This is a genomic window from Megasphaera jansseni, assembly GCF_047974155.1.
Taxonomy (GTDB): domain Bacteria; phylum Bacillota; class Negativicutes; order Veillonellales; family Megasphaeraceae; genus Megasphaera.
In genome coordinates this window covers 1-26,642 of sequence record NZ_JBHYRR010000038.1, presented here as the reverse complement: position 1 = coordinate 26,642, position 26,642 = coordinate 1, and the positions used below count along the sequence as shown (strand labels likewise).

Below are 26,642 nucleotides of genomic sequence, written 5' to 3'. Positions count from 1 at the left end.
TATGGGTACAGTATAAATATCAATCCATCGCGATGAACGATGAACTACGAACGAAAAACTTTTAAGTTGAAGGGGCCTTGCATGATGGCAAAAAACTTCGTGCGACAGCCTCTTTTTGCACTTCAATAATGCGTAAAAAGTATTGTAAAATTTTTTGATTTCAAACGGGGTGCTGTGTCTGTGCAATCGCTTGATGATGAATATATAATCATAATCACTTGTGATTTTTCATCGGTGAACATGACGGGTGTAACACATGTAAATGGCTTTATTAAGCTATATTTTATGTTTAAGTTATGATACAATATGATAAAAATCTGGCCTGATTTTTGAATAAAAACCAATAAAAAGGAGAACTTGTATCATGACTAAAGATTACAGGGCAGATACAGTATCAAACGGAAAGTACAGGTATATGGCCTTAGCCGCTGTTGTTGCCAGTTTACTGACTTTGGGCGGTTTTACCTCTGCACCGGTCCTGGCTGCTGATACAGCGGCAGGAGCTGGCAATGGTGTAGCGATTGGGACGGGGAGCAATGCGCCAAAAGCCGAGAATGTGGCCATTGGCAAAGGAGCCGGGATTTCCTATTCGAACGGGGCCAGCAATGCTACGGGCGATATCGTTGTCGGCAATGGGGCCAACATCAACAACTATGCCAGCCAGGGCGGCAGTATTGCTATTGGCAAAAATGCCAAAGTAGAAAACATGGCTGGCGGCGGAGAAGCCAGCTTTGCCTTTGGACAGACGACGTTTAGTGGAAGCTGGTTATCGTCGGCCAGGATTCCGGCTGACCCGACCAAGGTCGTCGGAAGCATTGCCATTGGCGATAATACTTTTGCCCGTACGGGCAGCACGATGATTGGTTCTCACAATTATAAAGGCGACTTGGGCGATACAACAGTCGACAGTGCTTCTACCCGGACCGATGCGCTCAATGTCTATGCGACGACCATCGGTGCCAACAGCTTCAGTAACGGCGCTTTCACGACGAGTACCGGCGTGTATAATATCATTTCCAGCGAATATAACGGAGGGCGTTTGGCCAATCCGGTAAAGAACTTAGGGGCGACGATCAATGGCGCTTTGAACAGCATTGAATCCAAAACGGGAGGCTATTATTCAGGCATCGCCAACACCGTCAGCGGGATAGCGAACCGCACATTTAATGCCAATGGTTCCCTTATTTATGGTGCCGGGAATGAAATCACCAATTCGATTACTTCTTTATCGGCGATTCCTACCGATAGCGGCGCTTCGGCCAAAGAATTTGCCGAAAAATTAAGGACCACCATTAGAGCATCGGAGAGCGGCGGGGCCACCCTGGCTATCGGTGGCGGCAATAAAGCCGATTACACGCAGAAGACACAGATTATCGGCGTCAATAATACCGTAACCGGTACGGCGAGCCTGATTTCAGCCTATAATATGGTCAATGGTTACAAAAACACGGCAACGAATACAACAAACGTATCCCTCATTGGGTCGGAAAACACCGTCGAAAGTACGAATACAGCTCTGCTTTTTGGTGATAAACGGACGTTGTCAGAAGCTGACGGCAGCATTGTCCTGGGTTCAGCTGATAATACCACGACCACCGATAAAAAGAACGTCGTCATCTTGGGCCATAATGCCAATGCCACTGTCGAAGGCGGCGTAGCATTAGGAAATAATTCCCTAGCCTCTACCGATTCCGGCGTTGCTGGCTATGACCCTGCGACGAAGGCGGCCTCTGCTGATGGAACCTCCATCTGGAAAGCGACGGCAGCGGCTGTTTCCGTAGGCAATGGAACGGGGGATGCCATGACGCGTCAAATTACGAATGTCGCGGCTGGGGCTGCGGATACAGATGCTGTCAACGTGGCTCAGTTGAAAATGTTGCAGACGACGTTGAACGGAGATATAGCGACGGCAAAAACGGAAGTGAAGGCCGGTACCAATATATATTCAGTGACGAAAAACGAGGATACCTTGGATGGTCATGCCATTTACACCATCAATGCAAACGGCGCATCTGCATCAGGAGATGACAATTTCGTCGTGACTCCGTATACTGAGAAAGGGGCACATGTCACAAATTATGCATTTAGTTTGGCAGATATAATTCGGATTGGCAATGCTGAAGGAAAGACGCCTATTACCATTGATGGTGTTCATGGCGAAATCAGTGGGTTAACTAATACCACCTGGGATAAGACTGTTAATTACTCCACTTCGACTAAAGCTGCCACGGAGGCACAAGTTCAGCAGGCCATGAAAGATGCCCAAGCGGCTGCTACTGACACAGATACCCATGTCAAAACTGGTGTGTATGATATCACTACCGTTATGAATGGGGCGGGCAAGCAGACACAGGGCGTTGAGCTCGATGTAGTCGATAAGGCAGGTACTTCCGTTGGCAAAATCACGATTACTGATATAGCCAAGGCCAGTGAAGTTGGCGATGTCTCCCGAATCGATACTGATTTGAAGAATAAAGATGGTTCTCCGACTACTGTAGTTGACGCTATTAATCATGTTAATGTGAAAATCGGTGATCAGCAGTATGTTACGGATGGCACGGCCAATGTGGTTACCAATGGCGACAGCGTGACCCAAGCTATCGGTGCTCTCGACAAGGCCATCGGTGAGGCGACGACAGAAGCGGGGAAACATTCCACCGTATCTGCCGGCAGTAATATTGTGATCACACCGACTACGACAGATGGAAAGACAGATTATCAGGTTGGGTTGGCTCAGGATATTACCGTAAATAGTATTACCGCAGAGACGGTTATCGCATCGAATAAAATCCAGACTCAAGACCTCAAAGCTGCTGGTTCAGCAACAGTCGGCAATGTCACCATCAACAAGGATAGTAAAGGCACGATTGGTGGACTGACTAACACGACGTGGGATGTCGGAGATATTATATCTGGACAAGCAGCCACGGAAGACCAGCTAAAAGCAGCTACGTGGAATGCCGTCAATTATGATGGTGATGATAGCAAGGTCATTACGCTGCGGGAAAATACGACCATTCAGAATGTTGCTGATACGCCGATTGAAAAGGATTCGAAGAATGCTGTTAATGCCGGTGCGGTATACAGCGAAACGAGAGTCGAAAAGGATGGAACTTTCGTCAAACAGGCGAATACGGCTGGTGAAAATTTGACAGCCTTGGATTCACAGTTGACGTCTAATACGGAATCCATTTATCGTATCAACAGCCGCATCTCGAATCTCGATAACAAGGTCAACAAAGTCGGCGCCAGTGCAGCAGCTCTGGCAGCTCTTCATCCCCTGGACTTCGACCCAGATGACAAATGGGACTTCGCCGTCGGCTACGGCAACTACCGCAACGCCAACAGCGTCGCTTTCGGCGCCTTCTATCGCCCCAATGAAGACACCATGATCAGCCTGGGCACGAACTTCGGTAACGGCGAAAACATGTTCAACGCCGGCCTAAGCTTCAAGATTGGACAGGGCAGCGGCGTCACGACCTCCCGGACCGCCATGGCCAAGAAAATCGCCGAACTGGAAGCCATCGTCAAAGAACAAGGCGAATTGCTCAAGCAGTACATCGGTCAGAAATAAAATAAACGCAGTTCGCAGGTGGCCGGTAGCCGGTCGCAAAAAAGTACACGGCCAACGGCCGTATGCGTAGGGCTGTCCCGAAAGCCTTTTTGGCCCGTTAGGTGCCGACCAACGGAAGGCGCAGGATGGCTGCCACAACGGACAGCCGTGGCTGGGCAGCCCATGACCTATGATGAAGAAAGCGATACCTATACCTGTGCCAAAGGAAGAAAGCTGCATTTCCTGACGGAAAAAAAGCAGCGCGATAAAACTAGCGGATATGAACGGACCGTACGAATCTTTGTTAACTGCCGCATCGTCAGCTAGGGCGATGCGGCCTTTTTCTATGGGGGGCAGCGTTCGCCGCCTCGTTTCGAGGCCTGGTAGGCGACGAGGTATGAGCATTTTTCATTTCTTCAATTTTTCAAATACGAGTCAAAGAAAGCAGTGATGATATCGAGTACTTCTTTTTGGTTCCAGTAGACGCCACCATGGGCCGCTCCTTCTACCAGATACCGCTGGGACGGGATGTGATTTTTTTGGAGGGCCTGGAAGAGCAGGTCCGTTTGGCTCGGGGAGACGACGGTGTCCTTCGTGCCGTGCATGAGCAGCATAGGCGCGCTATTTTTGGAAATGTACGTGATGGGATTGGCCTTTTTGGCGCTTTCCGGGTTGGCCAGGATACCGCCGTCCTGTCCGCCGAACACGGAAGAGCCATTTACCCACAGGGCTTCCGTTGCGCCAGCCGATTGGTGAATTTTTTTCACGGATTCACTGTAGTCGTCGCCGATGCGGGTAAGGTCGGAAAGGCCATAGAGGTCTACCGCTGCTTTTACGTCGCTCCCGACTTGGAGATTATCGCCCTTGTCAAAGGTCGTCGTGCCGCTGGTCGTCGCGGCCATGGCCGTGAGATAGCCACCGGCACTGCCGCCGATGATGCCGATTCTTTCCGGGTCGATGCCGAATTGGTCTGCATGGGCTTTCAAATAGCGGATAGAGGCTTTTACATCTTCCAGGGGTTCTGGGAAGCGGGCCGTAGGAGCTACCCGGTATTGGATGGAAGCGACGACATAGCCAGCTTCTGCCAGGTGCATCCGGAGCTGGATACCGTTGTCCTTATTGGCATTGATGAAGCCGCCGCCGGTGACATATACAATAGCCGGAAGCTTTTCATCTGATTTCGGCTGCAGGATGTCCATTTTCATGGCTACGTTGGGGTAGCCTCGCATCGGGACCTGTTCGTATACGACGTCGGAAATCTGATTGATCATCGGTGTTTTCACCGGTACGGATAATACCGTACTTGCTACTTTTCCCGGCATATCTTTCGTAGCCGAGTCGACATCTACATTCATCGCCATGGCATTGCCTCCCATCCATACCAGCCCGGCCAAGGCCAGGGCTATGAGCCGTTTTTGAGGTTCCGTATACTTAAACATTTTTATGAGGTTCTCCTTTGTTTATTGGTATTTCTTTCATTTTAGCATTGAATGGGAGCGCAGACAATGTTTTGACAGGCGAGATGCCCTGTCCTAGTGATGCGGACCCGTTGACGGGATTGGCATAATTATGATAAAATATGATTAATTTCATAACTACACTGCTTCTGTCACCGGACAGAAGGTTTGAGGTGTCTGAGAATTGTCGTAGGTACGGCATGGGTTACATGTTATAAGACAGTTCCTGGGCACCTCTGTCTTTTTAGGAGGGATTATGATGATTCAAATTCGTATTCAGCAAGGTCTTATTCCGGATGCCAAGGATATCCGGGAGGAAGTTTTTATGAAGGAGCAAGGGTTCCACCAGGAATTCGATGAAGTCGATGAGACGGCTTGGCACTTGGTGCTGTATGAAAAGGGAGAGGCCGTCGGCTGCTGCCGGCTCTTTCCTTCAGACGAACCGGATGTTTTCATCCTGGGACGACTGGCAGTGCGGAAATCCTGCCGCGGCCGCCATTATGGAGAACGGATTGTGCAGGAAGCGGAACGATGGCTGCGCGGCCGTCACGTCAAGAAGCTGGCCCTTTCGGCACAGGTCCGGGTACAACCGTTTTATGAAATGTTAGGATATACGGCGTCGGGTGACGTCTATCTCGATGAATATTGTCCGCATATCCATATGGAAAAGGAACTGTTCAGACCATTCACTACAGCTGGATTTGCAAACCGTGAACTGGGCTAGCGCTGCCTGGGGCGTGACCCTGGTAGTTGTTGAATTCGGCTACATTCTCTTATACCGGGCAGGATGGAAAATCAGCATGGCCTCACTCATGATAAATATCACCGTGGCTCTGTTACTGGCAGGCCTCGGGGTGCTTTTTTACAAGGAAATCTTGCTGCCCAGACAAGTTGTGGGCATTATCTTGGGCCTGTTGGGAATCTTTTTTCTGCACACTTGAACCTATTTGTCGTAGTGAGTAGAGTGGCATAGAAAGCAATTTTCTTCAGATATACATCGTGGGAGTAAAAAGCCTCCTTTCTTCTTCGCTGGCTGTTTTCATACAACTTCATATTGACAAATCGAAAATAATAGATATAATAATAGACGTGGCGGAAACAGCGACCGTTCACTTACACCATGATATATCTATAATCCGAGAAATAGAGATTTTTAAATTAATTAAAGGAGCGATGCCTCATGCATTTCCATGGACCGATTATTAGACCTCAGACAGATGCAGATAGTTTATTTATTGAAGTGACGGCAGGCTGCACGCATAACAGCTGCACGTTTTGCAATTTTTACAAGGACACGCCTTTTATGGTGGCGCCCCTTTCCCAGATTGAATCCGATTTGAAGGAAGCCAAACGTCAGTGGCCGGATGCCAAGCGGATATGGGCTTCTGGCGGCAATCCCTTTGCCCTTAGTACGGAAAAGCAGATTGCCGTCTGGGATTTGATGAAACGGTATTATCCGGAAGCGCGTATTTCGACGTATGCGATTATTTCGGATTTCAAGCAGAAAAGTGTCGAAGATATCCGGCAGATCAAGGCCCATGGCCTGGATGAAATCATGATTGGCATTGAAACCGGCGATGATGATGTGCTTCGCTTTGTCAACAAAGGCTATACGGCCCAGGACATCATCGACGCAGGGAAGAAGATGGACGAAGCCGGCATTACCTACCGGATGATTTATCTGGGCGGTCTTGCCGGGAAGGGAAAGCTGGTTGAAAGTGCCCGGAAATCGGCAAAAATCTTCAATCAAATCCATCCGTATTATATGATGCTGACCAATGTGTCCGTTCTGCCGGGAACGAAGCTTTATGAACAGATGCAGCGTGGCGAATGGACGGAAGCGACCGAAAAGGAGCGGGTAGAGGAAATACGGGAACTTATTGCCGACCTTTCCATCCCCATTACGATTAATTCCGGGACTTCTACGAGCAGTGTCGTCTTTGAAGTGGCATTGCCTAAAGAAAAGACGGAAATCCTGCACCACCTCGACCGCGTCATCGGCCAGTTCAATGAAAAGACAGAAGCCGCACTGCGGCGCTGGAGACACAGCATGCTGTCTGTATAACTAATTAATGAATGAGAGAAAAGGAGTCATGAATTATGCATTTTGCCAGTAACGTCGTACGTCCCCCTTATGAAGCACAGAGCGCTTATCTGCAGGTCACGAGTGGATGCAGCCACAATGCCTGTCGGTTTTGTACCTATTATAAAGACGCTCCCTTTGCCGTTTCCCCGGAAAATGAAATCATCGAAGATTTGCAAGAACTCAAAAGCTACGGGATTCCTTTCCCGCGGATCTGGCTGCAGGGCGCTGACCCGTTCCTGCTCAGTTTTGACCGGCTGAAACGGATTGCCGAACTGATTCATACGTATCTGCCTTTTGTAAAGTCCATTGGCGGCTACGGCCGGGTCGACAGCCTCCGGAACAAAACGGCCGAACAGCTGCGGGAATTGAAGGACCTGGGCTATTCCGGCATCGTCTTCGGTATCGAATCAGGAGATGAAAAGATTTTGTCCTATATGAACAAGGGCTACCATGCCGACGAAATTGTCCCTCAGCTTTCCAAAATGGATGAAGCCGGGCTCCCGTATGAAGTGATTTTCCTGAGCGGTCTCGGCGGCAGGGGATACGGTCTGGGCCATGCCCAAAAGACGGCGGAAGCTTTGAATCAGCTGCATCCGGACCGGATCCTCATTGCAGGCCTTACGATTTTCCCGGATACGCCGCTGATGAAAGACGTACGGAGTGGTGAGTTCCAGGAAGCGACGGAAGGAGAACGAATCCTGGAACTGCAGGAATTCATCCGCTGTCTGCAGATCCCTACGCTGATTGATGCTACCAACGCTTCTATCATTACGACGATTTACGGACGGATTCCTGAACAGAAACAGGAAATGCTCGACCGCCTCCAGGCCATTTATGACCGCTATGGCGAACAAGGACTCCGTCATGTCCGGGAATCGCTCCAGTCCATTTGAAAAGCGCCGGCACGATGCGGTAGCTTCTGTGGGACAGAGGGTGTACAATAAAGAAAGAACTATGATGAGGAGGGATTTTCCATGAGTGTAGAATTTGAAGGAAATAAGGCGTGCATTGCGCCGGAAGGTGTATTCATTATTGGGACATATGACGAAAAAGGCGTCCCCAACGCTATGAATGCCGCTTGGGGAGCCCAGTCGGATTACAGCGAAATCACACTCTTTTTGGCCAAGCACAAGACGACGGACAATATCAAGCATACGAGGGCCTTTACGGTCGCCTTTGCCACGAAAGATACCGTCGACATCGCCGATTACTTTGGCGTAGAAACGGGGAATAAAGTGAACAAAATCGAAAAGGCCGGTTGCCACGTCCATAAGAGCAGCCACGTCAACGCCCCGATCATCGAAGAATTCCCGGTTACCTTGGAATGTGAATGTACCAGCTATGATGATAAGACGGGCATCCTCGTAGGCAAAATCGTAGCCCAGCAGGCCGACGAATCGGTCCTGACAGATGGGAAAATCGACTACGATAAACTACAGCCTATCGTCTTCGACCCGGCGACCCTGACCTATCGCTTGATCGGCCCCGTCGTAGGCCAGGCCTTCCATGATGGACTGAAATTGAAAGGATGAGTCTGAAGGAAACCGGAACGAGGCAGCACATAAAATCTGCCGGTCAGGTCATCAAAGAGAATCTGGTGCTTTTTCTGGCGGTGGCAGCGGCGATGGTGTCGATGACGGCCGTACCGCCTTCGGCATCCTATGCCGGGTATATCAATATGCCCGTATTGGCGATTTTGTTCTGCCTCATGGTCGTCATCGGCGGTGTGCGGGAAAGCGGCGTCTTCTCTGCCGTGCTGGCGCGACTCCTGCTCCGCCTGGGGACAATGCGCCAGCTGGCGGCGGTCCTGGTATTTGCCTGCTTTTTTGTCAGTATGTGGGTGACCAATGATGTGGCTCTCCTGACCTTTGTACCTTTTTCTCTGATGGCCCTGCCCAAAGTGGCCAGTGAAGAACAGATGGCTTTCGTCATCGTCCTCCAGACGCTGGCGGCGAATCTAGGCAGTATGTGCACCCCCGTCGGCAATCCGCAGAACCTGTATCTTTATTTTTATTACGGCATGAACCTGTCGTCATTCCTGACGCTGCTCCTGCCCTATACCCTGGTGGCCTTCCTGCTGCTGGCGCTTTCCCTGTTCCGCTTGCCGGGAACGCCGATTCCCATTTCCGTCCGGCTGGCAGCCCGGCGGACAAGGAATCTGCCTGTATTGGCGCCGTCGCGGCAGCTTTGGCTCTTGGGCGGGATGTTTTTCCTGTCCCTGCTCACCGTGGCCCATGTCCTCGATTACCGCCTTACCTTGGCTCTTGTCGTTGGCGTCACAGCACTGACCCGACCGCAATATTTCCGTTATGCCGATTACCGGCTTCTGGGAACCTTTGTGGCCTTTTTCATCCTTGTAGGAAATATGAGCCAGCTGCCTGGATTCAGGGACCTGTTGACGGGATACCTGGAAGGTCATGAATTCCTCATCGCCCTTTTGGCAAGCCAGATCATCAGCAATGTGCCGGCAGCCGTCCTCCTGTCGGGCTTTACCGATGAGGCAACAGCCTTACTGCTGGGAACCGATATAGGTGGCTTGGGGACACTGATTGCCTCCATGGCAAGCTTCATTTCCTATGGCATGTACGTCCGTTCCTGTCCTAGGCAGCAGGGAAAGTATCTGAAATTATTCACCTTGCTCAACCTAGCCTATCTGCTGGTATTGGTCCTATTTGCCTGGCTGTTAGCCCTGTGATAAAATGACTTGGTCGCTGACCGACTAAGAAAGCGATCAAGATAGCGACTAAGTTAGCGATATAAACCATTTTTTCGTGGGTGCTCCGTTAGGCAGTTGGATGATTACCCGGCAAACTGGGCTGGCAATCGTACATAGACTGGAGCGGGCGCCCCACGTGGCGCCCCTACGAACCCGGGTCTTGTGTTGTAGGGGCGTGCCCGCTTTGTCTATGTGGAACCACGTGCTATCGCCATCCCTGAATACGCTGAACCAGTCTGAATCTAAGAAAAAAATACCTGCTTCAAGGCATCCTGTATGTCTTGGGCATCTTTAATATCATAGTTTTCAAGAATCTGCTGAGCAATTTGTTCTCCGAATGTCGGGGTAGTTTTTTTACGTTTCGTCATGAGTACCATCCTTAATGTTTGATTACCCAATTATGGGGGATAAATTGGATTTGCGCAATAACCGGTTTACACAAACTATTTTACACTCCCAGTAAGACTCAAATTTCTGTTGCAGAAGAGATAAGTGAAAAATATGGAGTACATATTACCGAAAATGATATTCGTGAAATAACCCAAAGTTATGGTTTTTCTCATCATATTAAAGATAACAATAAAAAGCCAGCTTTTGTACGGTTTCCATCTGCTTTATACAAGAAAATACATAAAGTGTGGGAAAAAGAAAGTTTGCAGAATGAGTGATGTTGAGAGGTGTAATTTATGGCCAGAGATTTTTTTGAAGAATGGAGTACATTGTTAGAAGAAGCGCAGAATTTAGTAGTGAAACTGAATGAGGATGCTGAGATGGATTTCAATGATCGTGTTAATGATTGGCATCAAATGGTACTAATCGCGAGAGATTTACAGTGGTTGTACGATTTAGTCGCGTATGAAAGGCATTTAGATTTCATTGAACAGGCTATATCTGGGGCCATATCTGATGATGAAAAATTTGAGGTCGCCAGTCTTCATTATGTTGCTACGAAAATAGGAAAAAATAGTATTGATTCGATATTGAATGATTGTAAGAAATTTACTATCCATGCCGGATATGCAGGTTATTTTACGGAAAAAGCCCGACGCTTTGTGGAAGATGTAAAAGATTCTTTCTTTTCTGACTCAGAAGAATCAGAAGACTAATTAATATGTAAGGGGCTCCTATGTTTTCAAAATACAAAGAAGTTTTGTATCCTAATGGATATCCTAAGTATGAAGGTTTTTTTGCAGATGGAAAATTAAACGGCCGTGGCAAATCCTATTATGAAAATGGCAATTTACAGTACGATGGATACTGGGTGAATGGATTATACGACGGAGAAGGCGTTTTATACGATGAAGCTGGACGGGAAGTTTATAAAGGTCGATGGGCTAATGGCAAACCAGAAAAGGCCGTTTTTAAAACTTCTTATACGACTGAATCAGAATCGCCTAAGCTGCGGCAATACATGGATGAATTGAACTCGTTAATCGGGTTGCTGGATGTCAAAAAAGAACTGAATAGTTTGATTAATTTTGTGAAGATTCAAGGCTTGCGAAGCCGGCAAGGATTAGAAGTTCCTAATATTTCATTACACATGGTGTTTACAGGGAATCCCGGAACAGGGAAAACGACGGTAGCCCGATTGATGGGAAAGATTTTGTTTGAGCTTGGTTTTTTGTCAAAAGGGCACCTTGTCGAAACCAATCGGGCGGGCTTAGTGGCCGGATATGTCGGGCAAACGGCGTTGAAAACAGAAAAAGTTGTTAAACAGGCTATTGGCGGTGTCCTTTTTGTCGATGAAGCCTATTCATTGGCGACTGATGATAGTTATGGACAAGAAGCTATTGATACATTGCTTAAATTGATGGAAGATAATCGCGGAAATTTAGTTGTCATCGTGGCAGGGTATCCTGAATTGATGAAACAGTTCATTGATACGAATCCGGGATTGTCTTCTCGATTTAGTAAATATATCCCCTTTAAAGACTATTCTGTTGATGAACTCATTGATATTTTTGAATTCATTTGCAAACAATATGCTTATCACATTACGGATAAAGGCAAAACCTTGTTGAAGGAGCACATTGCTAAGCTGGTAGAAAATAAAGATGATACGTTTGGCAATGCCCGAACTATCCGCAATATTTTTGAAAAAGCAGTGGCTTTGCAGGCCAATCGCTTGATGGGATTAGAAACACTTCCACAGGATTTGTCTACGCTTACGGAAGTAGATATGAAAAGATGTTTTCAAAATCATTGAATTCGACAATTTTTATACAGTCATCTTCTCGAAAATCAAGCCGTCGCATTAAGGAATTTTTATGCGACGGTTTATTTTTTTTGTGATGGTGTAACCTAATTATGGGAAACTTTAATGCATTAAAGAAACTATAAAAAGAGAAGGAAATCGCTTCAGACCTTGTGGAAATGGCTGAAATCGCGCTAAAATGGTATCAGATGGGATGTTTATTCAGAAAGGAGAGGATTCCCGTGATTCGTAAGATTGTTTTTTCTTTAATCTGTTTGATTTTTAGCGGGATGAGTGTTTTTGCGACGCATATCATTATGACCGACCATGCTCTTTTGACGGTCCCGAAATCAGCGGATTTATCGGCTCATGTCGATTTCCATGAAGGGAAGCGGCTGGTCCGGTTTGCCGGCGGGAAAATGTATGGTGGTGATGCAGTGCATTTTATGTGCATTAAGAAGGGCAATACCTGGAAACCGGACAAGGTGTGGTGGTCTATGGATGATAAGCTGGGCTCGCCCTATTCGTATCGGGCCTTCAGTATCTTTCAATATGAAGACCTGGACTCAGAACGCTATTTTTATGGCGTAGCTTGTTGGGATTCGATGGATACTGTATATCGCAATTATCTCCTGGGACTCGATAAAGACGGGAAAAAGATGAATGAGTACATCAATAGCGACCATTTCAAAGAACACACGGAACGTCATTTAGAATCAGGGATTTTTGACCGGAATGGCAATTTGTATTTGTCGTTTCACGATTGGCCAGGCTTGCAACCTGATGCACCAGTGTATTATCAGTTGACCTGGTCCGAAGACAATCAGTGGTTCGGTTATGAATATCTAGGAACACAGAAACCATAGAAGAAAATGGCTTTCAATTTAAAACCATCCGCTGACCACTGTTATGAAGTGACCTTTGTCAATTAGTGCTTGCGGATATATGCTGTAGCCGGACCAGAGCCGACTTTGATGATGTAGCCTTCTTTTACCAGTTTTGACAAAGTGCGTTCTATAGTTCCCTGGCTGATATCAGGACAGCGTTCCATGAGATCCTTTTTGCTGATTTTCCCTAGTGTCTGAGAGATAATAGCTTTAATCCTCTCAGGCTTAGAAATCTTCCTGGTTATTAAGTATTGGATTCGGTCCTCGAATTCGTCATAGGCTTTTATTATAATTCCCAAATAGTATTTCACAAAAGGGGCGTAGGTGTTTTGATTTTCGTGCCAGCCGGAAGAACTTGCTTGCAGGGCTTCATAGTAAGTGGCCTTCGTTTTTTCAATCAGCATTTCCAGACTGATGTATTTCCCGACGATGTAACCAGCACGATATAAAAGAAGGAGTGTCAGAAGTCGGCTCATCCGTCCATTTCCGTCATTAAATGGATGAATACAGAGAAAATCTAGAATGAACATAGGGGTCAGCAGTAATTTATCAATTACATTTTCCTGCCAGGCTTTCTGGAACGATTGACATAAAGAATCCATAGCATCAGCGGTCTGAAAAGCAGGAACGGGAATGAACCTTGCCTTTTGATGCCCTTGGAAATCTGTTTCCGCAATTACGTTATCTGCGTTTTTATAGTCTCCTCCTATGGCCCCTGTTGAGTAAGAGTACAGGTCTCGATGGAGCTGTCTGATGACATTAGGGACAGGAGAAATATAGTCATGATTTTCGTGAATCAAGGTGAGTACTTCACGATAACCGGCGATTTCCTGTTCAGAGCGATTGTGTGGTTCAGCTTTTTGGCTGACCAGTGCTTCTAAGCGGTTGTCACTGGTGAATATCCCTTCAATACGGTTGGAAGCCCCTGTACTCTGAACCATAGCAACATCTACCAGTGTTTTCAGTTCATCTGTATTTGCTTCCAGAAATAAATCCTGCCGTCCTTTATGTTCATGAATACAGGTGAGAAGCTGGACGATTTCAGGTGTCAGTAAACTTTGTATTTCTTGCAAGTAGTTGAATGTCCTCATAAAAATCTCCTTCATATTTCTATCATCTGCCACATTTTAGCATTAAATGAGGCAGATAACAAGGCGATGAGGCAGATAAATGAGGCAGATGGTGCTTGTAGAGATTGACAACATGGCATATGCATGCTCCTCGTATCGGGCTAAGTATGCAGTGTGCATGGGAAACCTACCGATTATTTTCCCTTTGCTCACAGGTCTTGTAAATCAATGGTTTTTGCCGTTGGCAGAAACCTTATTCCGTTAGGCATTTGGATGATTCCCCGGGCAAACTGGGCTGGCAATCGTACATAGACTGGAGCGGGCGCCCCACGTGGCGCCCCTACGAACCATGGCTTGGGATTGTATAGGCGTGCTGTGGCTCGGTCTGGAAAGCTTTCAATTTAAAACCATCCGCTAGCCACTCAAAAAGGCGCTGTCTTCATGGGACAGCGCCTTTTTCCTAATGTCCTGCGACTTCGGCTGTGGGCTGGAATGCCTGGGCAGCTTCGGGATTTTCGTTCATGGCATCGACGCGGGCGCGGTATTCGCTGTCCGAAGCGTAGCGTTTATTTTTGTAATAGCCGATGGTCAGGAAGGGGACGATGATGATGGCGATGGCTAAGTAACCGCAATAGCCGTAGCCGTATTTGATGATGTTGGTCAGGCCGGCGACGGAGACGGTCATGGAAGCGATGATGATGAATAAGGTGACGATGGCCGAACGGGTGACGGCGCTATGGCTTACTTTCTTCAGGCATTTCGTTTCTGAGAAGCGGGCCGTGAAGCCAAAGACCGTCGTGACGCCTGTCGAGATGAGGCACAGCAGTAAGAAGGCGCTGTAGGCGATGGTCAGCCAGGACATGCCCATGGCTTTGCAGCTGGTCAGGGTCGGTAAAGGTGATTTGCCGTAGATGCCGGTCCAGCCTAAGAGCATGCAGACGGCTAAGGTCAGGGCGATGGCATTCATGGCAAAGGAGAACCACATGGATGTAGCGCAGTTCTTACGGGTGACCAGCGGTGTGCCGACGACGATCATCGTCGGGATGACGACGCACTGGAAACCGGAATAGGTGAAGGCGTGGAGGATAGCCGTCGGCAGTTTGCTGAAGCCGTTGGCGGCAAAGTCCTGGGCCATGGCGGCCGTGAAGAACTGCGTCCCTTCGATGGAGCCGCCCATGTAGATGCCGACGGAGAAGATCATGATGACCATGGCCAGGATGGCGATGCCCATGTAGGTCGTCGCCCGGCGTACCAGGCCGGCCCCGAAGATGGTCAGGAAGAAGATGATGGCGCCGACGATGCCGATGCCGGTGTAATAGTTGAGGCCCGTCTGGGCGTTGATGGCCGAGGCGGCACCGGAAATCGTAGCCGATACGGCCATCAGGACCATGATGTAGAAGAAGGCTTCAAAGAGGTATTCGATGCCCTTGAAGGGGCTGTATAAGTTCTGGAATAATTGACGATAGCTGGTCAGATGACGGGAATTGTACATGTTCATGGCTTCCTTGATGGTCAGCGTGAACAGCAGCATGGTGATGACAGCCGTAATCGGGCCGAGCCAGCCGAGGCTGACAAAGTAGACATTTTCCTGATTGCCCGTAGCGAAACCGCCGCCAGCGTGAGAACTGAATAAGACGGCACCGACGGAAAAACACATGCTCAGCGAAGCCGCTTTGATCGATGAAATGTTAGCCATAAGATGTTCCTCCTTTTGAACGATGGGAGAGAAACGAAAACGCCTTTCGTCTCTCTGCTCGAAGCATTGAAGAGACGAAAGGCGTTGTATATCCTTCCGCGGTACCACTCTGTTTCATCCTTGGGGATGCACTCTCGGATACGGCTCATGGCGATATCCATGCTCTGTAACGGGAGTTCCCGTATCGGCCTACTCCATTCAGCCTCTCCGCTCAGCAATGAGTTCGGTCCGGTCCCTGTACTGCCTCACACCAGCCGGCAGCTCTCTGGAAACGATAGACCTGGACGTACTATTTTGCGTCGTCGCGTTTGTGACGTTTTTTCGTTGATGGTGCTATGATAGCATTGCGGCTTAACAAAGTCAAGGATAAAACATAAAAATTTTTGAAATAAATGCACTAAACGTTTAAGTTTAAGGTTTAACTATAAAATCGTAGTTCGGAGTTTGTAGGGGCGCTGTAGCATTAAGCAAAAAAACGTATAATGCGATAGCCGCTTTTTGCTTCAAACATCATACATCAAACTTCAAACATTAAAGAGAATGGGGCCGCGCATGATGGTAGAAACCTTCGTGTGATAGCCCCTACGAACCACGAGCCACGAACCACGAACCACGAAAAAAGAGACTGTCGCGTGTGCGACAGCCTCTTTTTCCTACTTATCCCGGGAAAGGTTGACTTCTTTCAGGGGGATGAGGTGGGTCTTATGTTTGATTTTGTGATAGAAGAAAACGGCTAGGAAAACGGGGATGCCGATATAGGCTACGCTGGCACCGTACCAGTCGATTTCAGCACCGGTAAAGGCCGAGTAATTCTGGCCGGCGGTGACGATGATGCACATGATCAGGGCCAGGAGCGGGCCGAAGGGGAACCACGTTGCCTTATAAGGCAGGTCTTTCAGGTCTTTGCCTTGGGCGATGTAGGCCCGGCGGAAGCGGAAGTGGCAGATAGCGATGCCGATCCAGGTGATGAAACCAGCCATGCCGCTGATGTTAACCAGCCAGTCATAGGCTTTGCCTTCGCCGATGAGGGAGGTCAGGAAAGCGGCCAGGCCGAAGACGACCGTAGCGAACAGGGCATACGACGGGACGCCGCGCTTGTTCAGCTTGAGGAAGCATTTCGGAGCCTGCCCCGTTTCGGCCATGGCATAGAGCATACGCGTCGAAACGTAGAGGCCGGAGTTGCCTGCCGACAGGACGGCGGTCAGGATGACAGCATTCATGATGGAAGCGGCTGCGGCCAGGCCGAAGCGTTCAAAGACCAGCGTGAACGGGCTGATGGAAATGTTTTCGATATTGGTATTGAGCAGGTTCGGATCCGTATAGGGGATGAGGAAGCCGATGACCGTAAAGGCGCCCAAATAGAAGATGAGGATACGCCAGAAGATGGAGTGGACGGCGCGGGGCACGTTCTTTTCCGGATCTTCACTTTCACCGGCGGCAATGCCAATCATTTCCGTCCCCTGGAAGGAGAAGCCGGCGACCATGAAGATGCCCAGCATGGCCGTAAAGCCGCCGACGAAGGGCGCATCGCCGATGGTCCAGTTCGTGAATCCCGGCGACGGTTCGGGCCCCAGGCCCAGGATGAGCAATGTCCCGGCAAAGAGGAAGACCAGGACCGTCAGGACCTTGATGCCGGCGAAGATGAATTCACTTTCGCCGTAGGACCGGGTCGATAAGTAGTTGAGGACGAAGAGGATGACCAGGAACAGGCCGCTCCAGAGGGCAGCCGGCACATCGGGGAACCAGTACTTCATGATCAGGGCGCCGGCGACGAGTTCGGCGGCGACCGTGATGGCCCAGTTGAACCAGTAGTTCCAGCCCAGGGCAAAGCCCAGGGATTTGTCGACGTAGCGGTTGGCATAGGTTTCAAAAGAACCGCTGACCGGCAGGTACGACGCCATTTCGCCGAGGCCGGTCATGAGGAAATAGACCATGATGCCGATGAGGGCATAGGCGACGAGAGCCCCGCCAGGACCTGCCGAGCTGACCGTTTCACCGCCGGCTACGAACAGCCCGGTGCCGATAGCGCCGCCGATGGCGATCATGTTCATGTGGCGGGCTTTCAGGCTGCGGCGCAGTCCCTGCTGCTGTTGAGTTTCTTCCATGTAAAATCACAACCTTTTTCAACAGAATTGATAAATAAAATCTAAAAAAACTCATACCTTTATATTATAAAGGATGAATGAGTCTCTGACAAATGGATATTCTGCATGGAAGTAAATCGTTTATGCGATTCATGGATATATAGTAATGGCCGGGTGACCTTGACAAGTATTTTGAGAACGGTTACACTAAAAGAAATAGAGTTGAACATGTTCAAGAAAGGAGCTCTTATGGAAAAGGATAAGGATGAAGTCCGCCAGCGCATCCTGGCGGCGGCGAAAGAGCTATTTGTCCAGCAGGGCTATAAAAAGACGACGATCCGCCAGATCGTTGAGAAATCCGGTGTCCTCACGGGGAGCATCTACTATTTCTTCAAGAATAAGGAAGATATTTTCCAGTCCCTGGTCATGGAACTGTTCCGGCAGTGTACGGATTTGATTGCAGCCCATTTCCAGCAGGAGACGCCGGCCTTCCGCTATGCGGCCCTGTGCCTGGTCGAATTTGAAGCCGTAGCTATGAATGAACTCGTCCGCGAAACCTATTATGAAGGGTACACGACGGCGATGACCTTTGAAAAAATTACGGACCATCTGGCGGACATGACGGCCCGCATCTTTGGCGATTCCCTGGGATTATCGCAGGAAGATATTTTTTTGCGGTCCCTGCTCATCAAAGGGGCCATGCGCAGCTATATCGTCCAGTTCGACTTCAGCCATCCCATCAACAGCGCGAAGTATGCCGCCCTGGTCCTGGGTACGGCGTTACAGCTCTTAGGGCTTTCTGCCGGGGAAAGCCGGGCGGTCCTGGACCAGCTCCAGCGGCGCCTGCCGGAAATCGAGGCCATTGCCGATGAAATGATCCATCGCCGATAGGGGTGGATTTTTTTGGCCTTGATTTGAACACGTTCAACAATCTTCAAAGGGGGAAGTCATGATGTTATGGATAACAGAGAAAAAGAGAATCTTCGCCGGCCTGATGCTGGCTCTGGCCGCCGTCTGCCTGACCAGCGGCTGCAGTTTGCAGAAGGAAGCCGCGTCAGATGAATTGTGGGGCCGGGCCGATGCCAAGGAAATCGACATCAATTCCAAAGTCGCCGGCCGCGTCGTCCAGCTCCGCGTCAAGGAAGGCGATACGGTCAAGCAGGGCGATATCATCGCCTACATCGACCAGCGCGACCTCCTGGCCCAGAAAGCCCAGGCCGAAGCCAATATCAAGGCCCTCCAGGCCCAGGTGCGCCAGTCCGGCGTCGTCACGGACCTGCAGGATAGTACGTCGAAGTCCCAGGTCGACACGGCTTCGGCCGGCCTCGATTCAGCTCAGTCCAATCTGGATCTGGCCGAAAAGGATTTCAACCGCTATCAGGAACTCTACGCCCAGGGGGCTGTTTCCAAATCCGTCTTCGATGCCTATAAGACCAAGTACGAAGTGGCCCAGTCGGCGTACAGCCAGGCTCAGTCCGGTGTATCGTCGGCCCAGGCTGGCCTTTTGCAGACCGATGCCAACGTAGCGGCGACCGACGCGGCCCAGAAGAAATTGGAAGCGGCCCAGGCCCAGCTGCAGCAGATTGAAGTGTCGTTGGACGAAACGGAAATCAAGGCACCTTTCGACGGGGTCATTACGGCCAAATATGTCGAAGAAGGATCCATGATTTCCCTGGGGACGCCGCTGGTGGCCCTGCAGGACCCGAACGATAACTGGGTCGACTTCAAGATTCCCGAAACGAAACTCAAAGATTTCCACGTCGGCCAAGTCCTGACGATGCAGGCACGCGACGGCGTCACCCGTGTCCAGGGGACTATCACCGATATCAGCCAGAAGTCGGAATTTGCTACTCAGCGGGCGACGAGCGAACGCGGCAACGACACGGATATCATCAGCTTCAACGTCAAGGTCCAGGTCAACAGTGACGCCCTGCGGCCGGGGATGCGTTTCCAATATATGGCAGGTGATTGATATGCGTTTAGGCTACGTCTTGAAGCGGGAATGGCACATGCTCTGGCAGGGGCGTTTTCCCGTCGCGGCGATCCTCATCCTGCTGCCTTTGGCCTTTACCCTGGCTTTCGGCATCATTTACTATCAGAACTCGGTCGAACGGATTGCCCTGGTCATCTGCGACGAAGAGCAGTCGGTCATCAGCCGGACCATCATCCAGGCTTACAGCGATGCCGAAAAATTCCACGTCGTCGATCAGGTGACGCGGTCCGAAGACATGGTAGACGATTTGAATACCGGCAAGGCCCGGGTCGGCCTCTACATTCCGGCTGATATTTCTAAGGATATCAAGCAGGGGAATCCCGTGCCGCTCATGCTGACTGTCGATTCGGCCAATAACATGTTCGGCAATGCGGCATTGACGGCGGCCAGTGAAATCAACAAGACTTTGTCCGTCGGCATCGCGGCCAAGCTGCTGGAAGCAGGCAACCAGCTGCCGGCAGCGGCGCTGAATATGGCCTATCCCGTCCGCCTGGGCATCCGCATCATCAACAACCCGACGACAGGTTACACGCCGTTCATGCTGGCTGGCCTGACCATGAATGGCTTGCAGATTGCCATCATGCTCGTCTTATGCCCACTTATTGCCCGGGAATTCCGGCACCATGTCTATGATAAGAAAGTCCCGTCGTGGCTGATTTTGGGGACCAAGTGTTTCTGGGTCCTGGCCGTGGCGGTTCCTTCGTTTTTCCTGTCCCTTGGCTTTTTATATTACCTCTTTGCCGTCCCCGTCCGGGGTTCCCTGGCCGCCCTGGCCGTCATGATTACGGCTTTCTGCCTGGCCGTCGCCGGCATTATGGTCCTGTTTTCGGCTTTCAGCCCGGACGAAGTCATGTCCGTCGAGCTGCCCCTGCTCTATATCATGCCGGGCCTCTTGTACAGCGGTCTGAGCTGGCCTGATTTTTACATGAATACGCCAGCTGCCGTCATCGCCCAGATTTTCCCTATGCGCCATGCGGCCGACAGCGTCCGCGATATCTTACTGGCCGGCTATGCACCGGAACTGATGAGCCAGTCGCTGCAGCTGCTGCTCATGGGCGCCGGCGCCTTTGCCTTAGGGACGGCCGTCTTTGCCCTGCGCCGGCGCTATGGTATGAAGACGGTCCTGGAACTGGCGACGGGTGGCTTGCTTTTTGGAAAGAAAGGAGGGCGGCCGTAATGGGCATCTTGTCTTTGATCCGCCGGGAACTGGCCAATGCCTTTCTCCACGATGCCCGGCGGGCGATTTTTCTCTTTGGCGCCGCGACAGCCTATCTGATCCTCTTCGGCATCCTCTATTATCCCGGTGTCGTCAAAGAGATACCGACGGTCGTCTGCGACGAAGATCATACGGCTTACAGCCGCTTCCTGACCCGCCAGGTCGATGATGACGAACGGCTGGGCCTGGTCCGCGTCGTCGCCGATGAAGAAGAAGCGCGGGCGATGCTGCGCCAGAAGGAGGCCTATACAGCCGTCATCATTCCGGCTCGTTTTTCTCATGACGTCCTCAACGGCGGCCATGCCAGCGTCTTGTTCGTCCTCAACGGGGCCAATATCATTACGACCAATATCGCCTCGACAGCCGGCAACGATATCGTCAATACCTTCAATACGCGGATCGCTTCCCGCCAGGCGGCCCTGCGGACCAGCGGCGATGAACAGGCGCTGAAGAAGCGCATTTCACCGATAGAGACGACGCTGCGCGTCCTCAATAACCCGACCCAGAGTTATATGATGTTCTTCATGGTCGGCCTGGCCATGGCGGCCATGCAGCAGGGCATCTTCCTGGCTGTCGGTGCTGCCGTCCAGGGCGATTTCAAGGACCGGGACGGCCTGAAAGACGCTCCGAAAGCGGCCGTCCTGGCAGTCAAGGTCATCCTGTACTGGGGCCTGTCGGTTTTGTCTTTCACGCTGGTCTGTGTCATTTCCGCTTTCCTGGGCATCCCCGACCGGGCGTCGGTGACGGCCCTTTTGGCCATTGCTTCGGCCTTTTCTTTTGCCGCCGTGTCCCTGGGCCTTTTTGCGTCGTCTCTTTTCCACAACGAATTGCAATTCGTCCGGGCATCCATCATGTACACCGTACCGGCCTTCATCTTTGGCGGCTATACGTGGCCCCTGGAAGCCATGGACCCGCTGACCCAGATTGTTGCCCAGGCTTTCCCCATGGCCTGGATGTCCAACGCCGTCCGTGAACTCTTCCTGTCGGGCCATTTGGCGACATTGAACGAGAACCTGGCCGTCCTCTGCGGGATGGGCGTCCTCTTCCTTTGCCTAGGGGGCTGGATTTTCCTGCGCAAGATGAATAAAATGGCCTGAACCCGCTTTTTTTGCTATAATAAGGGTATTATGGCAGAAGGGAAGGTAGTGTATGGAATTAGAAGAATGTCGCCGGGAAATCGACGTATTGGACCGGGATTTGACGAAAATATTGGAACGGCGCATGCAGGTCGTCGCCGAAGTCGCCGCCTATAAGAAGGAGCATCACATGGAAATCTATGATCCCCGCCGGGAACGGCAGGTCCTGGATAAGATCGCCAATCTGACCGTCCAGAAGGAACTGTCGCCGTATCTGCGGCGCATTTACCAGTGCATCATGGACGAAAGCAAGAAATACGAACGGGAGCATATGGGGTTGTGATGGAACAAATCGTAGTACGAGGCATTGCCGAACGCCTCTTATTTGAAGCGCCCGATTCGGATTACCGCGTCTTCCGCCTGCACGATGAAGACGATGATGCGACGTACACCGTTACCGGCCACGGGACGAAGCCCCTCGTCGGCGACCGCCTGGAAGTGAAGGGCCACTGGGTCCAGCATAAGCGCTACGGCCGCCAGTTCGCTGCCGACGGCTGGAGCCGCGTCATCCCCGAATCGGTCGATGGCATCGAACGATTCCTGGGCAGCGGCGCCGTCAAGGGCATGGGACCGGCCCTGGCCCACCGCGTCGTCGCTGCTTTTGGCAAGGATACCATGGCCGTCCTGGAAAAAGACCCGCAGCGGCTCCTGGAAGTCGAAGGCATCGGGCCCAAGAAGCTGGCCGTCATTACGGAATCCTTCTATGAAGAGAAACAGGTCAACGACATCGCCTATGACTTGGAACAGCACGGCGTAGCCGGCCGCTATGCCAGCCGGCTCTTACAGAAATACGGCGACGACGTCCACTACGTCCTGACCGAGGAACCGTACCGCATGATCGCCGAAATCGACGGCATCGGCTTCAAGACGGCTGACCAGATCGCCCTGGCCTACGGCATGGACCGGCAGGACCCGCAGCGCCTCAGCGCCGGCCTGACCTATGTCCTGCGGACGATGACCCAGAATGGCCACGTCTGCATCCCCGACACGGAACTGGTCCGCCGGGCATCCTTCATCCTCCAGGCCGATGCCCTGGGGCTGCACGACATTCTGAAGGAAGCCATCGAAGTGGGCCAGCTCTGTACGGCCGATTTTGAAGGGACCTTGTACGTCTATACACCCGAAGCCTATGAAGAAGAGGAATATATTGCCGGGCGCATCCGGGACATGGGGGTCATGAAGCCCCTGCCCATGAAGACCCACGTCCAGCTCTTCCTCGACCGCTGGCAGGATGCGCGCCATTTCGAGCTGGCCGACAAACAGCGCGAAGCCGTAGAGAAATCCCTGCAGTCCGGCATGACCGTCATCACCGGGGGGCCTGGGACGGGCAAGACGACCGTTGTCCAGACCATCATCCGCCTGGCCGAACAGGAAGGCCTGCGCATCCTGCTCTGCGCGCCGACCGGACGGGCGGCGAAGCGCCTGGCCGAAACGACGCAGCGCAAGGCCAAGACTATCCACCGCCTGCTCATTCCTGACGGCCACGTCGGGGCCATGCAGGTCTTTGAATACAATGAAACGAAGATGCTGCCGGCCGACCTGGTCATCGTCGATGAAGTGTCCATGCTCGATATGGAAATGATGTATCACCTCCTCAGCGCCTTGAAGCCACAGTGCCGCTGCATCCTCGTCGGCGATGCCGACCAGCTGCCGTCGGTCGGGGCTGGCGCCGTCCTGCACGACATCATCGCCTCCGGCCAGGTCCCGGTCGTCCGCCTGGATACGATTTTCCGCCAGAAAGAAGGGGGCCGCATCGTCACTAACGCCCATCTCATCAACAGCGGCCGCCTGCCCGTCGTCAATGAAGATACGGAGTTCCGCTTCGTCGAAATCGAAAGCGAGGCCGACGGTGCCGAAAAAATCAGCGCCCTCTATAATAGCGAACTCCTGGAAACAGGTGATAAGTTCGCCGTCCAGGTCTTGTCGCCCATGTATAAGAACCCTTGCGGCGTCGATAACCTCAATCAGCTCATTCAGAACAAGTTCAACCCGCCGGCCGAAGGCAAGGCCGAACTGAAAGGGAAGAACGGCGTCTTCCGCGTCGGCGATAAGGTCATGCAGAAGCACAACGATTATGAAAAAGGGGTCTTCAACGGCGATATGGGTGAAATCTTTGCCATCCAGAAGGACATGGTCCATGTCCGCTATCCTGAACAGGATGTCAAGTACGAAGGGCAGGAGATCGATGAAATCACCCTGGCCTATGCCATTACCGTCCACAAGAGCCAGGGCAGCGAATACCATACGGTCATCATGGTCCTGGTCAACAGCCACGCCATCATGCTCCAGCGCAATCTCTTCTATACGGCCGTCACCCGGGCCAAGCGCAAAGTCATCCTCGTCGGGACTAAACGGGCCGTCCAGACCGCCGTCCAGAATCAGCGCACGAGCCGTCGCTTCACGCTGCTCATCCCGCGCCTGCAGGGAGCGCTCATCGTCTAGGGAGGGAAAGCTATGTCCCTGATAACGCATCTCTTCAATCTCTTATATCCGCCACACTGTCCGTCCTGCGGGGCCATGGTGCCCCGTGAGGGCGATTGGTGCCCGGCCTGCCTGGCCGCCATCTGGCATCCCCGGCGCATCAACAGGCCTGCGGCGATACGATACCTCAGTGCCTGTTACTGCCTGGCCGATTACCGCGGCGCCATGCGCCATGTCCTGCACGACATCAAGTATAACGGCAAACAGGGGAAATGCCGGGCCTGCCGGACCCTGCTCGACCGCTTTCCCTGGCCGGAACGGTTCGCCCGTATCGATCTCGTCGTCCCGGTTCCCTTAGCGCCGGAAAAATTACAGCGCCGCGGCTTCAACCAGGCCGAAACCCTCTTCCGGGACTGGGCGTCGGAACGCTGGGAGTGGTGCGACGCCCTGCAGCGCCTGCGGCCGACCAAGGTCCAATGGCAGCTCCGGCGGGACGAGCGGACCGAGAACGTCCATGACGCCTTTGCCGTCAAAGAAACCATCGCCGTCCGTAAGAAAAATATCCTCGTCGTCGACGACATCTTCACGACTGGCGCGACCTTAGAGGCCTGCGCCCATGCCTTGAAACAAAAAGGCGCCGCCAGCGTGACAGGTCTCGTCATCGCCAGCGGCGCACCGTAAAGGTTAGGCTTTTTTTCCGTTTTCTTCTTTTTCATCTTCATCGATTCGTTCAATCTTGAAAATGACCGGCCGCGTTCCGTCGGAACAGCAGGCGATCATCGTGTTTTCTTCCTTCATCCATCCGCGCATGATGGATCCGCCCTGGAGCCCCGTGTAAATATACCGGGCAATGGCATCCCAGGCTTCGGAACAGAAGGGGACGCCTTTCGTTCCACAATGGGCCGTTCCCGGTGATTGCAGGCAGCCTTCATCGGGGGTTCCCGATTTCACCAGCGTCCCTTCACCGCAGTGCCAGAAGTCATCTCGTTCGTCATTGCGGTAAAAAATGAATTCATCCCCGACATAATAGCAGGGACACTTTCCGCTCTGAGGAACGGCACAGTATTGCTGCTGTAATTCGGGGTATAATTTTTTGTCGAGTACCGTTACTTTTACTTTGTATTCCATCTGTATTCCTTCTTTCTGTGACTGTTTACCTTAAAAACAGGAGATGTTGGATTCCTATGCTTACACCTAGATATTATTTTGCCGATGATTTCCGCGCCTTTCAAGATTACTTTTTGTCCCAGCCCCATCGGGAACGGGTTTTTCAAAAAGGGGCGTATCTCTGGAAGCCAGGCCAGCCTTACGATCGCCTCCAATATTATATGTCCGGTGCTTCCATCCATTTTTCCGACCATGAAAGCGGCCGCCGCAAAATCATCAGCTTCCACGGCCCAGGAACGATACTGCCCGGCTACCACACGACGGATTTCCGCATTGAATTGTCCCTGATGACGGTCGCCCTGTCGGAAGTCCATGTTCTGGAATTCACGATTCCCCAATTCAAAGCCATGTTTGAGGCCCAGGCGGAGCTGGCTGAGAGCGTAGTCAGCTGGTACTCGAAATATGTGAACCTCTTCTTGTTCGAGACGATCCATCAGGAATTCAATTCTTCCCAGGTAAAGCTCTGCAACCTGTTATATCTGCTGTCCGTGAATCAGCCGTCCCAGTCTGGATTGACCATTGAAATGACGCAGGAGGAAATTGCAGATATCCTCGGCATGAGCCGGGTACAGGTCACGCGGGAATTGACGGAGCTGCGTCGCCGCGGCATCCTGACTACGACACGGGGCAGGATGCAGATTACCGACCTGCCGGCATTGACGTCCCTGTGCACCGAAGAAACGGTGTAGCCCTTTTCAGGACAACTATAGTATATATAATGTATGTAGCATTGTCTGCTTCAGCTGAAGCATAAGGGATAACTGCAGTCGGATTCAGATGCGGCATTCCGCCGCGACAGACTCAAACTGACAACGACGCTTCGGGAAGCCCTCAGCGCGTAGCGGGACGCCTTGTTCAGGCCGTCCCCTACGATATCGCATACAGGCGATGAATAAAAAAGAGGCTGTCGCATTAAGACAGCCTCTTTTTACGTTGATCGTAGGTCGTTCATCGTTTGTCGTATGG

The 26,642-nt window shown here is 51.4% G+C and carries 25 protein-coding genes and 1 other annotated feature; of the genes, 19 read left to right on the top strand and 6 right to left on the bottom strand.

Annotated elements, in window-relative coordinates:
* Positions 1-415: 415 nt before the first annotated feature.
* Together ACE418_RS12155 and ACE418_RS12150 are read left to right on the top strand one after the other, a co-directional pair.
* On the top strand, positions 416-3,574 hold the full coding sequence (locus tag ACE418_RS12155; RefSeq protein ID WP_416450867.1) for a beta strand repeat-containing protein: 3,159 nt from the start codon (positions 416-418) through the stop codon (positions 3,572-3,574).
* A 162-nt stretch (positions 3,575-3,736) separates the two neighbouring features.
* A complete protein-coding gene (locus tag ACE418_RS12150; protein ID WP_416450865.1) occupies positions 3,737-3,880 on the top strand; it encodes a hypothetical protein in 144 nt (47 codons plus the stop codon).
* Positions 3,881-3,969: 89 nt separating this feature from the next.
* Here the strand turns inward: ACE418_RS12150 and ACE418_RS12145 are convergent, their stop codons facing one another.
* Complete coding sequence (locus tag ACE418_RS12145) at positions 3,970-4,992, bottom strand: alpha/beta hydrolase fold domain-containing protein (protein WP_416450864.1); 1,023 nt, start codon at positions 4,990-4,992, stop codon at positions 3,970-3,972.
* 277 nt (positions 4,993-5,269) lie between these two features.
* Between ACE418_RS12145 and ACE418_RS12140 the strand changes: the two genes are divergently transcribed.
* From ACE418_RS12140 to ACE418_RS12120, 5 genes are all read left to right on the top strand, one after another.
* Positions 5,270-5,734, top strand: coding sequence for a GNAT family N-acetyltransferase (locus ACE418_RS12140; RefSeq protein WP_416450866.1), 465 nt, complete (start codon positions 5,270-5,272; stop codon positions 5,732-5,734).
* 456 nt (positions 5,735-6,190) lie between these two features.
* Complete coding sequence (locus ACE418_RS12135; protein WP_416450863.1) at positions 6,191-7,075, top strand: radical SAM protein; 885 nt, start codon at positions 6,191-6,193, stop codon at positions 7,073-7,075.
* A gap of 35 nt (positions 7,076-7,110) precedes the next feature.
* Positions 7,111-7,989, top strand: coding sequence for a radical SAM protein (locus ACE418_RS12130; protein ID WP_416450862.1), 879 nt, complete (start codon positions 7,111-7,113; stop codon positions 7,987-7,989).
* A gap of 81 nt (positions 7,990-8,070) precedes the next feature.
* Positions 8,071-8,628, top strand: coding sequence for a flavin reductase family protein (locus ACE418_RS12125; protein ID WP_416450861.1), 558 nt, complete (start codon positions 8,071-8,073; stop codon positions 8,626-8,628).
* Positions 8,625-9,791 carry an SLC13 family permease gene (locus ACE418_RS12120; RefSeq protein WP_416450860.1) on the top strand — a complete coding sequence of 389 codons (1,167 nt, stop codon included), beginning with the start codon at positions 8,625-8,627 and terminating at the stop codon, positions 9,789-9,791. Before ACE418_RS12125 ends, ACE418_RS12120 begins: the two co-directional genes overlap by 4 nt.
* Before the next feature lie 263 nt (positions 9,792-10,054).
* Here ACE418_RS12120 and ACE418_RS12115 read toward each other — a convergent pair whose 3' ends face one another.
* Positions 10,055-10,180 carry a hypothetical protein gene (locus tag ACE418_RS12115; RefSeq protein WP_416450868.1) on the bottom strand — a complete coding sequence of 42 codons (126 nt, stop codon included), beginning with the start codon at positions 10,178-10,180 and terminating at the stop codon, positions 10,055-10,057.
* Between the two features lie 18 nt (positions 10,181-10,198).
* On the opposite strand from ACE418_RS12115, the gene ACE418_RS12110 reads away from it, so the two are divergent.
* From ACE418_RS12110 to ACE418_RS12095, 4 genes are all read left to right on the top strand, one after another.
* Positions 10,199-10,480 (top strand): hypothetical protein, encoded by a 282-nt coding sequence (locus tag ACE418_RS12110; RefSeq protein ID WP_416450859.1) that lies wholly within the window; start codon positions 10,199-10,201, stop codon positions 10,478-10,480.
* A gap of 18 nt (positions 10,481-10,498) precedes the next feature.
* Complete coding sequence (locus ACE418_RS12105) at positions 10,499-10,918, top strand: hypothetical protein (protein WP_416450858.1); 420 nt, start codon at positions 10,499-10,501, stop codon at positions 10,916-10,918.
* Between the two features lie 20 nt (positions 10,919-10,938).
* On the top strand, positions 10,939-12,018 hold the full coding sequence (locus ACE418_RS12100) for an AAA family ATPase (protein ID WP_416450857.1): 1,080 nt from the start codon (positions 10,939-10,941) through the stop codon (positions 12,016-12,018).
* 305 nt (positions 12,019-12,323) lie between these two features.
* Entirely contained in the window at positions 12,324-12,872 is a 549-nt protein-coding gene (locus tag ACE418_RS12095) for a hypothetical protein (protein WP_416450856.1), read from the top strand.
* A gap of 62 nt (positions 12,873-12,934) precedes the next feature.
* Here the strand turns inward: ACE418_RS12095 and ACE418_RS12090 are convergent, their stop codons facing one another.
* From ACE418_RS12090 to ACE418_RS12080, 3 genes are all read right to left on the bottom strand, one after another.
* Positions 12,935-13,984: a Fic family protein gene (locus tag ACE418_RS12090; protein WP_416450855.1), complete on the bottom strand. Its 1,050-nt coding sequence runs from the start codon at positions 13,982-13,984 to the stop codon at positions 12,935-12,937.
* A 439-nt stretch (positions 13,985-14,423) separates the two neighbouring features.
* A complete protein-coding gene (locus ACE418_RS12085; protein WP_416450854.1) occupies positions 14,424-15,659 on the bottom strand; it encodes a YkvI family membrane protein in 1,236 nt (411 codons plus the stop codon).
* A gap of 67 nt (positions 15,660-15,726) precedes the next feature.
* Positions 15,727-15,971 (bottom strand) — a binding site (T-box leader).
* Positions 15,972-16,312: 341 nt separating this feature from the next.
* A complete protein-coding gene (locus tag ACE418_RS12080; RefSeq protein WP_416450853.1) occupies positions 16,313-17,764 on the bottom strand; it encodes an amino acid permease in 1,452 nt (483 codons plus the stop codon).
* Between the two features lie 228 nt (positions 17,765-17,992).
* Here ACE418_RS12080 and ACE418_RS12075 point away from each other — a divergent pair, with 228 nt between their 5' ends.
* From ACE418_RS12075 to ACE418_RS12045, 7 genes are read left to right on the top strand one after another with little or no spacing between them, the layout of a single operon-like run.
* Complete coding sequence (locus ACE418_RS12075; RefSeq protein WP_416450852.1) at positions 17,993-18,634, top strand: TetR/AcrR family transcriptional regulator; 642 nt, start codon at positions 17,993-17,995, stop codon at positions 18,632-18,634.
* Between the two features lie 58 nt (positions 18,635-18,692).
* Positions 18,693-19,715 carry an HlyD family secretion protein gene (locus ACE418_RS12070; protein WP_416450851.1) on the top strand — a complete coding sequence of 341 codons (1,023 nt, stop codon included), beginning with the start codon at positions 18,693-18,695 and terminating at the stop codon, positions 19,713-19,715.
* Position 19,716: 1 nt separating this feature from the next.
* Positions 19,717-20,913, top strand: a complete 1,197-nt coding sequence (locus ACE418_RS12065; protein ID WP_416450850.1) for an ABC transporter permease — start codon at positions 19,717-19,719, stop codon at positions 20,911-20,913.
* Positions 20,913-22,049: an ABC transporter permease gene (locus ACE418_RS12060; protein ID WP_416450849.1), complete on the top strand. Its 1,137-nt coding sequence runs from the start codon at positions 20,913-20,915 to the stop codon at positions 22,047-22,049. Before ACE418_RS12065 ends, ACE418_RS12060 begins: the two co-directional genes overlap by 1 nt.
* 52 nt (positions 22,050-22,101) lie before the next feature.
* Complete coding sequence (locus ACE418_RS12055) at positions 22,102-22,371, top strand: chorismate mutase (protein WP_020310854.1); 270 nt, start codon at positions 22,102-22,104, stop codon at positions 22,369-22,371.
* Complete coding sequence (gene recD2, locus ACE418_RS12050; RefSeq protein ID WP_416450848.1) at positions 22,371-24,530, top strand: SF1B family DNA helicase RecD2; 2,160 nt, start codon at positions 22,371-22,373, stop codon at positions 24,528-24,530. The genes ACE418_RS12055 and recD2 overlap by 1 nt, the downstream gene beginning before the upstream one ends.
* A 12-nt stretch (positions 24,531-24,542) precedes the next feature.
* Entirely contained in the window at positions 24,543-25,190 is a 648-nt protein-coding gene (locus ACE418_RS12045; RefSeq protein ID WP_416450847.1) for a ComF family protein, read from the top strand.
* 3 nt (positions 25,191-25,193) lie between these two features.
* Here ACE418_RS12045 and ACE418_RS12040 read toward each other — a convergent pair whose 3' ends face one another.
* Positions 25,194-25,637 carry a TIGR04076 family protein gene (locus ACE418_RS12040; RefSeq protein ID WP_416450846.1) on the bottom strand — a complete coding sequence of 148 codons (444 nt, stop codon included), beginning with the start codon at positions 25,635-25,637 and terminating at the stop codon, positions 25,194-25,196.
* 56 nt (positions 25,638-25,693) lie between these two features.
* Between ACE418_RS12040 and ACE418_RS12035 the strand changes: the two genes are divergently transcribed.
* Complete coding sequence (locus ACE418_RS12035; RefSeq protein WP_416450845.1) at positions 25,694-26,365, top strand: Crp/Fnr family transcriptional regulator; 672 nt, start codon at positions 25,694-25,696, stop codon at positions 26,363-26,365.
* Positions 26,366-26,642: the final 277 nt, after the last annotated feature.